This is a genomic window from Pseudoalteromonas sp. NZS100_1, from assembly GCF_015864285.1.
GTDB lineage: Bacteria > Pseudomonadota > Gammaproteobacteria > Enterobacterales > Alteromonadaceae > Pseudoalteromonas > Pseudoalteromonas arctica.
On the sequence record NZ_JADYXN010000050.1, the window covers coordinates 1 to 14,262 of the forward strand.

Annotated in this window: 11 protein-coding genes, 1 rRNA gene and 1 pseudogene; 8 read left to right on the forward strand and 5 right to left on the reverse strand. The window is 37.6% G+C overall.

Features of this window, described 5'->3' with window-relative positions; genetic code table 11:
- Positions 1–199: 199 nt before the first annotated feature.
- Both rrf and I6F66_RS19850 read left to right on the forward strand, forming a co-directional pair.
- Positions 200–314, forward strand: a 5S ribosomal RNA gene (gene rrf / locus I6F66_RS19845).
- Between the two features lie 967 nt (positions 315–1,281).
- Positions 1,282–1,917: an isoprenylcysteine carboxylmethyltransferase family protein gene (locus I6F66_RS19850; RefSeq protein ID WP_010553522.1), complete on the forward strand. Its 636-nt coding sequence runs from the start codon at positions 1,282–1,284 to the stop codon at positions 1,915–1,917.
- A 253-nt stretch (positions 1,918–2,170) separates the two neighbouring features.
- On the opposite strand, the gene I6F66_RS19855 is transcribed toward I6F66_RS19850, so the two are convergent.
- Genes I6F66_RS19855 through I6F66_RS19865 form a run of 3 tightly spaced genes read right to left on the reverse strand, consistent with a single transcriptional unit; the run spans position 2,171 to position 6,794 of the window.
- Positions 2,171–4,192: a bifunctional diguanylate cyclase/phosphodiesterase gene (locus I6F66_RS19855; protein ID WP_197161800.1), complete on the reverse strand. Its 2,022-nt coding sequence runs from the start codon at positions 4,190–4,192 to the stop codon at positions 2,171–2,173.
- Between the two features lie 4 nt (positions 4,193–4,196).
- Positions 4,197–4,724 carry a YfiR family protein gene (locus tag I6F66_RS19860; RefSeq protein ID WP_007586256.1) on the reverse strand — a complete coding sequence of 176 codons (528 nt, stop codon included), beginning with the start codon at positions 4,722–4,724 and terminating at the stop codon, positions 4,197–4,199.
- A gap of 9 nt (positions 4,725–4,733) precedes the next feature.
- Entirely contained in the window at positions 4,734–6,794 is a 2,061-nt protein-coding gene (locus tag I6F66_RS19865; protein WP_197161797.1) for a TonB-dependent siderophore receptor, read from the reverse strand.
- Positions 6,795–7,261: 467 nt separating this feature from the next.
- On the opposite strand from I6F66_RS19865, the gene I6F66_RS19870 reads away from it, so the two are divergent.
- The gene (locus I6F66_RS19870; protein WP_269435294.1) at positions 7,262–8,155 is read left to right on the forward strand and encodes a sensor domain-containing diguanylate cyclase; all 894 of its coding nucleotides are present in this window, start codon (positions 7,262–7,264) and stop codon (positions 8,153–8,155) included.
- 59 nt (positions 8,156–8,214) lie between these two features.
- On the opposite strand, the pseudogene I6F66_RS22625 reads toward I6F66_RS19870, so the two are convergent.
- Positions 8,215–8,334: pseudogene (locus tag I6F66_RS22625) on the reverse strand (LysR family transcriptional regulator); the annotation flags it as partial.
- Between the two features lie 265 nt (positions 8,335–8,599).
- Between I6F66_RS22625 and I6F66_RS19875 the strand changes: the two are divergent.
- The 3 genes from I6F66_RS19875 to I6F66_RS19885 all read left to right on the forward strand — a co-directional run bounded on the left by I6F66_RS19875 (position 8,600) and on the right by I6F66_RS19885 (position 11,248).
- Positions 8,600–9,616 (forward strand): kelch repeat-containing protein, encoded by a 1,017-nt coding sequence (locus tag I6F66_RS19875; protein WP_197209631.1) that lies wholly within the window; start codon positions 8,600–8,602, stop codon positions 9,614–9,616.
- Positions 9,613–10,329, forward strand: coding sequence for a Sir2 family NAD-dependent protein deacetylase (locus I6F66_RS19880; RefSeq protein ID WP_197209632.1), 717 nt, complete (start codon positions 9,613–9,615; stop codon positions 10,327–10,329). Before I6F66_RS19875 ends, I6F66_RS19880 begins: the two co-directional genes overlap by 4 nt.
- A gap of 121 nt (positions 10,330–10,450) precedes the next feature.
- On the forward strand, positions 10,451–11,248 hold the full coding sequence (locus I6F66_RS19885; RefSeq protein WP_197209633.1) for a response regulator: 798 nt from the start codon (positions 10,451–10,453) through the stop codon (positions 11,246–11,248).
- 89 nt (positions 11,249–11,337) lie between these two features.
- Here the strand turns inward: I6F66_RS19885 and I6F66_RS19890 are convergent, their stop codons facing one another.
- Positions 11,338–12,651, reverse strand: coding sequence for a M20/M25/M40 family metallo-hydrolase (locus I6F66_RS19890; protein WP_197209634.1), 1,314 nt, complete (start codon positions 12,649–12,651; stop codon positions 11,338–11,340).
- A gap of 395 nt (positions 12,652–13,046) precedes the next feature.
- On the opposite strand from I6F66_RS19890, the gene I6F66_RS19895 reads away from it, so the two are divergent.
- Complete coding sequence (locus I6F66_RS19895; protein WP_197209635.1) at positions 13,047–13,478, forward strand: hypothetical protein; 432 nt, start codon at positions 13,047–13,049, stop codon at positions 13,476–13,478.
- A 26-nt stretch (positions 13,479–13,504) separates the two neighbouring features.
- Positions 13,505–14,098 carry a hypothetical protein gene (locus tag I6F66_RS19900; RefSeq protein WP_197209636.1) on the forward strand — a complete coding sequence of 198 codons (594 nt, stop codon included), beginning with the start codon at positions 13,505–13,507 and terminating at the stop codon, positions 14,096–14,098.
- Positions 14,099–14,262: the final 164 nt, after the last annotated feature.

Sequence of the window (14,262 nt, forward strand, 5' to 3'; positions counted from 1 at the left end):
AAGTGGTGTGAGCCATTAAGCTAACTTGTACTAATTACCCGTGAGGCTTAACCATACAACGCCAAACGCGTTTTATGCGACAGTTTAGACAGAAGTTAATATGACTAAAGTAGATATTTACTGAAAGACTTAAAAAATATTATCAGATATTTTCCAAATTCAGTTAGTGCGTAGCGATACGGATTAACGCCCAAATTTGCTTGGTGACAATAGCGTTTTGGACCCACCTGATTCCATGCCGAACTCAGTAGTGAAACGAAACAGCGCCGATGATAGTGTAGCATTTGCTATGTGAAAGTAGGACATTACCAGGCTTCAAATTGTAGAAAGCCCGAATCTAACGATTCGGGCTTTTTTACGTCTGCAGAAAAGTGAGATGCGCGCAATTAATACACACTACATCAACACGCATCACGTAGGTGGGCGAGCATAGCGACTCTCGCCGTTAAAATCACAACAAAAATCCTCAATACCCCAGTCGGCCAATACAGCAGCATTTGCTACGTGACTTTCTACTGCTGTGGGCACTACGACATTCTACTGCGTAGCGCACCGATTTCAAATTATAGAGAGTCCTAATCGAAAGAGTCGGGCTTTTTTTACGTCTGCAGAAAAGTGAAATACGCGCAATTAACACACACTCACATCAACACGCAGGGCGGGCGAGCAAAGCGACTCCTGCTGTTAAAATTATAAAAACCTACGCTCTACGATGAGTGCGCAGCATTTTCACTATGACTCTCCACCGCTGAAGGTATCATGACATCACACAAGCATTAAGTTGTAGAGCTCCCGAACCTAACGAGCTGGGCTTTTTACATTTTTAGAAAAGTGATTCAGGTATTCCTCTAGAGCGAAGCGTCTCTCAGTGAATAATCTACTTAATTTAACGAGTTAAAGTGGCATCGCCGATGCGAGTGTAGTTTTTCACTGTGACTTCCTAACGCTGAGGGTACTATTGCACTGTACAAAGCTTCGAATTAAAGAAAGTCCTAACCTAAATAGTCGTTTTTTTGCATATATAGAATGTAAAAATATGAGTGAATAATATCAATTCAAATATATAAGCAGATTGGTATTATATAAAAAGTATGAGATCCTCATAAGTCGAAGTTATTTTAAATTAATGGTGTTAGTTAATGATTACTCGTTAACAAACTACTGACTTAACTTGTTTATGAAGGCAATGAATACTAATATAATTTCATGACCTTATAACTAAAATTTATTGAGTTAGTTGTTTTAAAATTACTACCAATAATGATTGTGAGCTGTAACTAGATGCCCTATGAAACATTTTTAGATGACTCTACTTCGCTAGTTGAATTTACACGTATTTACTTAGCTATTTTTTATACTTTTGTTGCGGGGTTTTATACATTTAGAATTATTTATAAAAATAGAGACACACCATCAGGCGTTATTTATCCCGGAGATAAGTTTTGTACTAGTTGGTGGAACCATATGGTTTTTAAGTTTTTCAGGGCTGCTATTTGGTTTATATGTGTAATTAGAGTGTTTGTACCTGAGTTAGATAGCTACCTTGGGCTATTTCCAATTCTCAATGGCTGGCCAGGTGTATTATTTGGCGATATTTTATTGAGTGCAGGTTTTATTTTGACGATGTTTGTACATTTTCATATGGCAGCACTTTGGCGTTCAGGAATTGATCCTAAGGGACCACATGAGCTTAAAACATCAGGACTATATGAATACTCTAGGAATCCGATGTATTTAGGTGTTGTAGCTGCACAGGTGGGTTTCTTTTTAGCCTTACCTAGTATATTTAGTTTGACCTGTTTGGTTATTGGTTTTATAGCTATATATAGACAGACGTTAGTTGAAGAAGCTCATTTAGCTCATCGCTTTTCAACACAATATAAAGAGTATAAACAACTAGTCCCTCGCTGGTTATAGCTTGGGATTGAGCTTTAAATACATGAAATTTTAACGCAAGAGTAAAGACGTGTTCTGTGTTGGCTTGCTAAAATTTAGCAAGATGGACATAAATCAGATCACTTCTTTTTGTTTTATACCAATTCGCTTAATTAAGTGATCTATTTTGAGGATGGAAAAACGTGTTGATAGCTAGGCAAAAAATTTGCTATTTAGTTGTTCTAAATGAGAATTTTTTAACACAGGTAGCGACACATTCAGCCCCGCAAAATGATTAAGTATTATTGCGGATTGGTATTATATACTTTTTAATAAACTCTTTTTTAGAAACTGCCTTTGAAAAAATGTAGCCTTGGATATAATCGCAAGCAAGCTGCTTTAATAGATCGTATTGTTTTTGTGTTTCTACGCCTTCAGCAACAACCATAACATCTAAATTATGTGCCATAGTAATAATTGCTTTAACGAGAGCAATACTATTATCGTTTGATTCAATATCGCTTATAAATGAGCGATCTATTTTTAAAATATCTATATCTAAGCGCTGTAGATACGCCAAAGAAGAATAACCAACACCAAAGTCGTCAATCGCTATGTCTATATTAATAGTGCTTAAGCGTTTTAATTGTCGCTGTATTGACGAATCTGGATCCATTAAGGTATTTTCAGTGACTTCAATTAAAATAGTGTTGGCGGGTAGTTGGTACTTTTTACTTGCAACAATCCATTCATCCACCCAGCAACCAGCGCGGTCAATTTCAAGAGGTGATGTATTTACACTGACTTGAATTGTCTTTTCACTTAAAACATTGAATTGGACGGTATCTTGAATTGCTTGAGACTTTACCCATTGGCCTATGTCGTTTATTAATCCGTTTTTTTCAGCAACAGGTATAAATTCATTGGGGCCTATTAGGCCTCGTTCAGGGTGGTTCCAACGAATAAGGGCTTCAGCTTTTGGTACTGATTTCCCATCAATTGAAAATATAGGTTGGTAATATAATTCAAATTGGTTTTTTACAATTGCAGTGCGTATCTCTTCTATCAGGCGACGCTTTTCTGTGGCTTTTTCTTCTATAGCATAGGAGAAAAACTCATAGCGATTCCGCCCTTTATTTTTAGATAAATACATCGCTTGATCAGCACGTCTAACAAGCTCTTCTACTGTTAAACCATCAACAGGGAAAAACGTTAAACCTATGCTTGCGGTAACATAGACTGTTTCTTTTTTTATTTTAATACTCTGCATTAAACTACTTTTTACAGCTTCGGCAATTTTTGATGCTTCATCAGGGCTACTTACACCCTCTAAAATTAATGTAAATTCGTCTCCACCCAAGCGTGCTACTGTATCTTTTGTTGTTATACAGCTTTGCAGCCTCGTTGCTACCTGGTGTAATAATAAATCACCGTAGTCATGTCCAAGGCTGTCGTTTACTTCTTTAAAACCATCTAAATCTATAAATATAAGTGCGAATTTCATTCCTTTAACACTTACTAAGCTTTGTAGTTTTTCGTAAAAATACCGTCTGTTCGGCAAATCAGTTAACCCGTCTTGGTAAGCATATTGTTGCAACTGAATATTTGCATTTTCAAGTTCATTAGTACGAAGCCTAACTTGGTTTTCTAATGAACTTTCTCTTTGCTCAATGTTGTATAGCATATCGTTAAAACAAGAAGTTAACTGTCCGACTTCATCTTGTGATAGTTGTTTAGCGCGTAAACTATAATCATGTGACGTTGTTATTTTATTTGCTGTTTGTGCTAAATATAAAATAGGGTTTAAAAAGCGGCGCCTTAGCAAAAGGGATAAAATGAGGCTGATAGCAAAGGTAAAGACCATCAAAATCATTATAAATTTAAAGTAAAAAGTGATTCTGTCTTGAATGTAACTGTTGTTAGCGCGTATTTTTAATACGCCATAATCATGCATATCGAGCTGAAGGGGGGTATTAACCTCAATGCTTTGTTCTATTTCTTCATTTTCGGCTTGAGCAATAACAAGTTGTTCACCAGTCATACTCGTTACCATTATACTAATAACATCTGAGCGTATAAGTATTGGGTTTATAAGCTCTTGTACTGCATCTATATCATTAAACATAAGTGCAGCAGTTATATTGGGTGAAAGCATTTTAGACAGCGACCCCAGGCTTTCTATTTGTTCTTCTTTAGCGCTGGTGATTTCATAAGCACTAAATACAATGGTTACTGTAGCGGTTGATACAAGTGCGACACTCATTAAGATGAATAATAATTTTTTGCTCATTGTATTTAATGCAAATAGTTTTTTCATTGCATTACCTATCTACAACGCGTGCAAGTCGTAGTACTTTTGAACTCATAGTAATGCCTGCATCTTTAAGCTGTTGTGGTGCAATTTCAAAGCGAATTTTACCACTGGAAAGAAAGAATCTGATATGGCCGCCATTTTCAATAAATGAGTCTGTTTCACCAATGACCATAATATTTTTTAGATCTAAAGGAGTTATGTTTTGCCACTGGGCAAATGTATCTGAGGTGATAAATAGCATGTTACACGCAGATGTTGTGACTTCATCAATAGTGACTAATTTATTATGTAAAGGTAATTTTTTTATAGTGCGATTTTTTAGAGCGGTGTTAGCCACATCAATAAAGTATTTATCAGGGCTACAAATAGTAAATTGATCAAGGGGCTCTAAATGAGAATCCCAGTGTCCAAAACGTGCAAAGTTATACAAGAAGCCTGCTTTTAGCATGTATTCTTTTTCAACAGCGTCAACGCTGGTACTTAAAAGTACCAAGGCTATTAAGCTTCTGTGAATTAGACTTCTTAATTTAATCATCTAATTAGCTTAGAAATTTGCTGAAATTGTAAACGTAATACATTCATCAATATAGTTTGGTAATGTATAGGTTTCGCGCGTATTACTGTACTCAATATGTGAACCTGAAAATAGGTTTTTACCCGAAACTGCAGTAGACCACACAGGAGTAGCCTGCCAATTCCAACTAATATCTAACGTTGTGTAATTATCAGTATTATATGCATTTGAGTTTACTGCTCGTAATGTCGCAAACACGTTATGGTTGGTTAAAAAAGAATAATCGGCTTTTGCAAATAACTGCCTGTTTTTAGAGTCATACCCGATAGCGGGCTCTACTCTAGGAGGTAAATCGTAGTTATAATCGGTGTAACTATAACCAAACTCAGTATTGAGATTATCAATTGGTTGCCATGATACTACTAAGTCGAACCCTTTAGTGGTTGTGTCTGCTACAGATGCAAAGTCTAAATCTATACGAGTCATTGTTAGTGCTTGAAATACTTCTGGAATTCTCCCTGCTAGAAATAAATCAAGTATAGGAGTGAATTGTTCAGCATGTGTATTCATATCAATAACCGCTACGTTTTTAGCATCGGTATAATAAGTAGAAAGATCCAATGACCAATCGTTAGCAGTAAAACGGTAGCCTAATTCATAAGATAGATAGTTTTCTGATGTAACTTTGTCATTACCATTTAGGTAGGTTGCAATTCGGTAGTCGTCTATTTGGTCAAAGCCTGAACTTAAACCGGTAAGATCTTTAATTTCTGTACCATTAACTTTAAAGTTGTCGTTAAACTCAATTAATGTTGGTGTACGTACACTTCGCGATATTGCGCCCCAAGTAAGATGGTTATCTACTGGTTTGTATATAAGTCTTGCTGATGGTTGATTTTCCCAGCCAGTTAAATCGTTATGATCAAGCTTAGTACCAATAATAAAGTCGAGAGTGTCAGGAGTCACATTGTATTGAGCTTGAACAAGTGCACCATATTGTTTGAGGCTATCAAAGTTTTTATCGCTATCTAAAAATACGCTTTCTGCGAAAGATATAGAATTGTATCGGTAGTTCAACCCCCAATCTAACTGTAGAGATTGATATATAAAGTTCATTTGATAATCAATATCTATCGATTCAAAGTCTTCTTTAATATAATTTTGAGAACCATTTTGTTTAAGCCAAGAAATTTGTAGCATTTGATTCGCATCTGGCGACATTCTGTTTTCAAGGCGCGCCATTATGCGCGAGTCTGTTCGCTTTAAATCATCTGAAAATGAAATGTTTTCGTTGGTTTCATCGACAACACCTCGGTAGTTTTGGCCAAGTGTGGAATGAGTTACATCACCCTGGAGTAGTGCTGACCACTCATCATTAGGGGTAAAGTCAGCTCTAAAACCTAAAGAGTTTTGTTTGGTTGTGTCATTAGGGGGAAGTGAGATGCCTTTTTGGGATTCATTCGCATCTTTTAAGTGCCCATACACTCGGTAGCTGCCTATGTTACTTATATCACCACCGTAGCGAAGATTAGCATCAACATTTATTTGATTACCAGTTGTTACACTTGCGTGTCCACCGCGAGTATCAATACTATTTTTAGTAATGATATTAATAACGCCATTATTTGCGTTACTTCCCCAAAGTAATCCGCCTTGTCCGCGTATAACTTCAATACGTTCAATATCGTACAAAGGAACGTTGAGTGTTTCCCAATAAACAGCGGCAAACTTTGGGGTATATAAGCTTTGTCCGTCAATCATAACCAATAATTTGCTTGAAAAGCGAGAGGCAATGCCTCTTGAGGAAATAGCCCATTGATTGTTATCGAGCTGACGGACAATTAAACCCGGCACCATTTTTAGTGCTTCAGGTACTGATGTAGCACCAGATTTAGTAATTTGTTCTTTACTTAATACATAAATAGATGAGGCGGTATCAAATGCTGATTGTGCTCTTTTCATCGCAGAAGTCGCTTGCACATCCATACCCATTAAAGCATCAAGATCGAGATCTTCATCTTCAAACGGCTCAGCCGTTATAAGAGGGCACACAAAAAGTAATGGCCAAAATAAACGTTGTGATATTTTCACCCAAAAGTCTCCTGCGCAATCAAAAAATCAAAAACAATGACTGTTTTTGTAATACATGTGATATCACACAATATTAACATACATTAACAGCGTAAAAGTATAAATGCGATTAAATCAAAACAACTAATTTTGTAGTAGTTAAAAAATTTAACTTCGGCCAATAAAACAGTAAAATTTAAAAAATAAAGTAGATACATTTTATACAATTACATTTATTAAAGAGTCAAAAAATAGAAGTTACTGAGAGTTATATGATTATATACTATTTAAAATTTAGTCTATTTTTGAAGGACTTCAAAGTATTTTGCGCTTATTGATTATTTAACTTTGCATATCATGCTTTTACAAGAGCGATATTAATTATACGTGCACGATTAATCTAACTTTGTATTAACTATTATTGTAGTTTCAATTACCTTTGCTTTTATTAAAGGTATATAGAATACTTAAATTCGCTTGGTTTTGCTTTGAAGGCACCAAAGTATGGAAAAAATGAATTAATTAATGTCGAAGAAGTACTCGATTTAATGCTTGATGCGGTATGCGTGGTAGATAAACAAGGCACATTTGTTTTTGTAAGCGCAGCATTTGAGCAAATTTTTGGTTATACGGCCGACGAAGTTGTAGGCAAAAAAATGATTAACTATGTTTACGAAGGTGATCATTATAAAACGCATAATGCCGTAACTTCGCTGTTGTCTGGCGAAATGGTGAACCCTCGCTTTGAAAACCGTTGGATGAGAAAAGATGGTCAAGTAGTTCATATATTATGGTCTGTTCGTTGGTCAGAGCAACATCAAGTAAGAATCGCTGTCGCGCACGATATAACTGAACGTAAAGTAATGGAAGATCAACTCCATTATATGGCACGGCACGATGTGTTAACTGGCCTACCAAATCGTTCTTTATTAATGAATCGATTAGAAAAAGTAATTATTAGTGCAACCAGAGACAACACGTTTTTTTCTTTACTGTTTATAGACATAAATGGCTTTAAAGCAGTAAACGATACTCACGGACATGAAATTGGCGATAAGCTTTTATGCGCTATAGCAAAAAGGCTTTCAGCGTCAGTAAGGCATTACGACACAGTAGGGCGTTTAGGCGGAGACGAATTTTTAATTATTTTAGATAACTTAAGTTCTAGCCACGAAACCGTCAGAATAAAAAATAAAGTCCTCACTGAGTTTAAAGCCGTCTTTAAGTTAGATGACGTACTACTAAATATTTCACCCAGTATAGGAATTGCAAACTACCCCGAGCACGGCCAAACAGATCACGAACTCATAAAGTATGCTGATCAAGCTATGTACAAAAATAAACAACGAGGCTTAGATAACGTAACCTATTTACCTCAATAACTAAGCTGAACTATCACCTTAGGTTAAACAATAGTCACAGCGTCCTTAACTACAATGCCTTACTTGCCGACATATTTTTTAATATCGGTTTGCCAGTGCTGCGCTAAAAAATCTATAAATGCTCTTACAACAGTTTGTTGGTAGTTCCTTGATAAATAGGCTGCCCACAAATTATGTCCAGATGATAATGAAGGCGATTACCGTATCGGCAGTAATACATTTTTTACGAATGATGCAGGCGAAAGCAAGGTATCGGTCACTGATTATGCAACTGCAATGGTTGATGAAGCGCAAAATGCAGCGCACGTAAATCAGCATATTGGTATTGCCTACTAATATGGTTACTAATCAAAAGCGTTTGATTATTTAGATATAACAATACTGGCTCATAAGGTTAAAATAATTTAATCTGGGTATATTAATCTTTATTAAATTTTTTGCCTTATGAGCCTTCTTTTTTCTCTTGCGTTAGCAAGCCTTCCCGCTTTACCAGAGCCAGTTGCTAATAATGCTGTGGCTAAAGTTACAGTACAAAACCAAACCTATTTTTTAAGCTTTATGGGACTGGGCCGCGATAAACAGCATTCGTCAGTGCATAACAAGGTATGGGCGCTTAAAGTTGGCGATTCACAGTGGCAATCTAAAACTGGTGTGCCTTCAAGCTTGCCACTAAAAGGGCGCTTAGCAAGCACCGCAGTCGGTTTAGGCGAGTACGCCTATGTGTTTGGCGGCTATACGGTAGCAGAGGATCATACTGAAGTTTCAAGCCCCGACGTATATAAGTACGACGTAATAAAAGATACCTACACTCATCTTGCGAGTATGCCAGTACCCGTAGACGATAGCGTCGCGCTGAGCTACAAAGCGCGTTACATTTATCTAATTAGCGGTTGGCATAACGACGGCAACGTAAACTTAGTACAAGTATACGACACGCAAAATAATACATGGCAACAAGCCTCGCCATTTTTAGGTGAGCCTGTATTTGGCCAAGCCGCTGCTATTAGTGCTAACACCATTGTTATTTGTGATGGCGTTAAAACACAAGCTAATCCTGATTCGCGTCGCTCGTTTGCAGGTGTAGCACAGTGCTTAAAAGGCACAATAGATTCAACTAACCCACAAAAAATAGATTGGCGTACCTTGCCACATCCAACGGGCACTGCTCACTACCGAATGGCAGCCACCAGCTATAATGGCAATATTTATATGATGGCAGGCTCTAATAACCCATACAACTACAGCGCAATAGGCTACGACGGCAAACCTGCACCTGCAAGTGACCATGTTTGGCGCTTTAGTATCGAAAAAAACGAATGGCAGATTTTATCACCAGTTGAAGTAAAGAGCATGGATCATCGTGGTTTACTTGAGCACAGTGGGGTTTTATATCGAATTGGCGGCATTGATAACAGTCAGCAAGTAAGCGCTAACGTACTCGGTTACGAGGCGCCAAAGTGAATACCCTTTACATTACCGGAGCGGGAGTCAGCGCTGCCAGTGGTATTCCCACCTTTAGAGGGGAGGATGGTTATTGGACCATTGGCAGTAAAAATTATACGCCTATGGAAATGGCAACGCGCGCAATGTACCAAAATGCCCCTAAAGAATTTTTAGCATGGTATTACCATCGCTTTGCAACGTATCGCAACCATGGCCCAAACGACGTACACCATTGGCTAAGTGATAAAAACCTAATTACTCAAAACATAGATGGGCTTGATGGCAAAGCGGGTAATAAAAATCACATAGCGATACACGGCAGGCTTGATCAAATGACCTTATTTCATGAGCAAGGTGAGCCAGTCACGCCACTTGCCACCCCGTGGGAAAGCGTAGACGAAAGCCGCCTGCAAGAGTCTCTTTTTGAGCTATTTAATATTCAACACCAAACGCCTGAGCTAAACCATTCATTTAAGCCCTTTGTTTTATTATTTGACGAATACTACACCGAGCTTTACAGAATAACACAAGCACAACAGCGTATGCTCAACGCCGATAAAATTGTATTTATGGGCACCTCGTTTAGCGTTAATATTACGCAAATGGCAATTGAAATAGCCCGAAATTACGACATTCCTGTTGAAGTGGTTGACCCTGAACCTGCACATATTTTGCACGCTAACGTCACATATAAAAAAATGAATGCATTAGATTACATTCAATCTAATTAATAAGTGCTATATTTTAAAGGGGTTGATAATGTTTTCTTAAATATTACAATCTCTTTATATAATATTAACGAGGCAAAAATGTTATTATTATCCTGATTATAACAATACTAAAGAGATCTGAATGAGCGACTTAACTGCAATAGCAAACTTGTCCATTTTACTTGTAGAGCCTTCAGAGGTTCAGCAAAAAATAATAATAAAATCGCTTTTAGAAAGTGGTGTAAAACAAGTTGAAACTGCATCTACACAAACACAAGCGCTTAGCTTATTAGCAAGTTATCACCCTGATCTAGTTATAAGCTCTATGTATTTATCTGACGGGACAGCCGATTCACTATTGCAAAAAATCAGATCGAACCCAAGCACCGAGCATCAACCGTTTATGCTTGTATCAAGCGAGCGAAATAAAAAGTATTTAGAGCAACTACGTCAATCGGGTGTATTAGCCATTTTACCAAAGCCTTTTAGTGCAACCGCAATTACACGCGCACTTAAAGCCACGCTAGACATAATTAGTGAAGAAGAAGTAGAGCTTGAACATTTCGATGTAACATTACTACGAGTGCTCGTTGTCGATGACAGTCGCTTTGCACGAAAGCACATTATTCGCGTACTTGCCGGTATGGGAATACCTGCACCAGTAGAAGCTGAAAACGGCAAAGAAGCCATAGAACACTTAAATAATCAATCATTCGACTTAATAGTAACCGACTACAACATGCCAGAAATGGACGGACGCGAACTAACCGAAACCGTTAGAAGCTCAAATAGTTACTCCCATATCCCTATTTTAATGGTGAGCTCAGAAGCTAACGAAACGCACCTAGCAAACATAGCCCAAGCAGGGGTAGATGCAATTTGTGATAAACCATTTGAGCCAGCAACAGTAAAAGACTTATTGTTTAAAATAATGTCTTAAAATAATGTCTTAAAATAATGCCTTAAAAGCAACGCTAAGCGTAGGGCGATGATTATTTCCCTACGCTTACCCTTAAAGCAAATTTACTCTTACAGCTTTCCTAATCTATAAATAAGTAATGCGGTTTTTTTGATATTTTTATCAAGGCTGATTAAGTCGGCTGTTTCGTTTTTAGTGTGTGCGCCGCTGCCCATTAAGCCCAAACCATCAAGTGCCATATCAACATGGTTTGCGGCAAACGAAATATCAGCCGCACCTGCATTACGTGGGTTAGCTGCTACTACTTTGTTGTAACCTAAATCGTGGCTTGCGTCGCTGTACAATTCTAATAGCTTTTTATTGCCATCAGTTAATGCCATTGGTGGGTAACCATCTTCAAAAATAAGCTCAGCTTTACTACCATTTAAACTGTTGCTAGCAATGAGTTGCATTGACCTTTTTGCGTTTTCGAATTGTTTTGGCGAAAGTGCGCGTAAATCACCTGCAACATGCACGGTTTGTGCTATTACGTTACTTTTACCAAACGCCGTTGCTGACGAGTTAGCACTGTCGTAGTCGGCATTTGTACCGCCCACAATAAGCCCCGGATTAAATGTTAAGTTAGGTTGCGTGGCAAGTTGTTCTCTAAAATCATTTAAAATACGCGATGCCTCGTAAATAGCGCCATAACCAACGTTTTCGCTAAATATTTGCGACGAATGTGCAGCATTGGCAGTTACGTTTAGCGTCCAGCCTGTATAACCACGGCGCGCCGCCATAGCAGTTTTAATATTGTTATCGCCATTTTCATAGCCAAGCGCTACGTCAGCCCAAATTGCGGCATCAACAATAGCTTGTTTAGATAAGCTAAGCGGGCGACCGCTGCTTTCTTCATCGCCAGTCAGTAATACTTTTATGCTTACACTTTCGAGTAAATTAAGGGCTTGTAAGCTTTTAAGTGCTGTAATTATTATCGTGTTACCACCTTTCATATCGGCAACGCCTGGGCCACTGGCTGTATCGGCATCAAGCTGTTTGTAGGTAGTAAAGTTATCGTTTTTGGCAAATACCGTATCTAGATGGCCGATCATCAGTATTTTTATTGCATCGGGATTTTCACTCTCATGGGTTGCTAATACGTGGCCTGCACGATTAAACGCACTGCCATCAAGCCATTCTACTTTAAAACCTATGGCTTTAAGCTGCTCGCTTGTAAGCGCCCCTACTTTTTTTACACCTTCAATATTAAGCGATCCGCTATTAATATTTACGGCTTGCTCTATTTGTTGCAGAGCTTGGGGAATGTTTTTATCGACCTGTTTTATTATTTCACGCTCGTTTTTATCAAGCGCAGCATGGCTTGTAAGCGGTAAGGTACTAGCAATTGTGAGAATAAGTGCATGGCTAAATTTTAAAAATGACATAACAGCATAATAAGTGAGAAATAAGAGTATTTAATATGAAGTAAAAATACAGAGTATTCAATAGGAGTAGATTGTGATTTTTAACTAATTTTATAAGCAATAACGAGTTACAAGTTTAAGGGTTATAGGGTAAACGCGTTATTAGTTTAAGCACAGGTATTTAAAATAAAACCTCTTAATTAATAATCAACCGGTATAACTAAACAGCAATTTGTCTGATATTACTGATCTCCACCAATTTGGGGTTTTGCTGCATTTAGGAAAGGTAAGGCGAAGCTAACTATTTGTTTACAGGTGTTTGTTATATGGCTAGGATAAAGTCATTGTAATATAGGTACATTCGTTGGTTTGTAAAACGACAAATGTCGTAGACTAAATTGTTAGCTTGGCTTGAAATGAATAAACTTTCTCCGAAATTAGCTGAAATGACCCGCGAGGAATGGCGGGAGTTAGGATTCTATTACATTATCGATGACGATAGTAAAGCTTGGAATTTGTATGGTTCAGTCGATGGCCTATCAAATTTTATAACTGAAATCTTAAAGTTTACTGCGAGAGACGAAGTAAAAGGTGAACATGAGCATCTCTTACCACATTGGTACTTAACGTTACAATATGACGACGGTTTTGATATTTGTGAGCGCGGAATCTTAGCCAGTAAAATTGAATTATTAATTTTTATCGATATATTAAAACAACTATTGTTAAAGGCTAAAGTTGGTGAAATTATAGGACTACATAATCATGTCAAGTCAGCGTCGTACCGAATGTATTTGCATGTTAAAGGAGCCGATTTTGATCCCTCGAAACTTGACCCTCAGTTGTAAAGCTAACAAAACCATTAACCGGATTTGTGGAAAAGCGCCACAAACCGGTTATGGAAAGTGTTAGAAAGCCTATGAAGAATTTGAGTTACCTTTTAGCTTTGTTGTTTTTATTTGGTTGTGGAAAGAAAGAGCCTGACCTTGTTTGGGATTGGGGGTATTTACCTTCATCAGAAATATCTAACTCTAAACGGGAACAATGTGCTCACGAGTATTACCAGTCTTTTCCAATTTCGACAGATAGTGGAGAAAGCCTTAGGATTGGACATAGTTCTATTTCCGGCCGTTCTCATAAATACTATATTGGTTCTGGTTGTATGGTTGCTACTGTAAGCACAAGAGTCTATTTAGATGCTGACAAACAAGCTAATAATTTTTACTCGGTTTCTGTCTTAATGCCAACTTTAGATGATAGGTGCAGGAGTAACTCTGATATACCAGCATGTAAGGAAAGCTTAGTTAGTCACACTGTCTTATTTTCTAGAGATATTTCAGCTAGTGAGATTGGTGACTATTTTAAAAGTAAGACTATGAATCAAATCGTAAGTTACGACGAACACAGTCGTGTTGTATCTTTTCAACTCAGAAATAAAAACCTTAAGTATGGGATGCAGGCTTTGTAACAAAACAAATTAAAAGTGCGGACAAAAAACAGTTGGCTTTGTTCGTTCCTCACAAATTTTAGGCAACAATTTTTTGCCCATTATTAGGGCGTTGGTGCGTCAAGCTAAGCTTGATGCATCTTGCAGGGTGCAAGTCCCTGTCAGGTAAGGTTTAACCAACCACC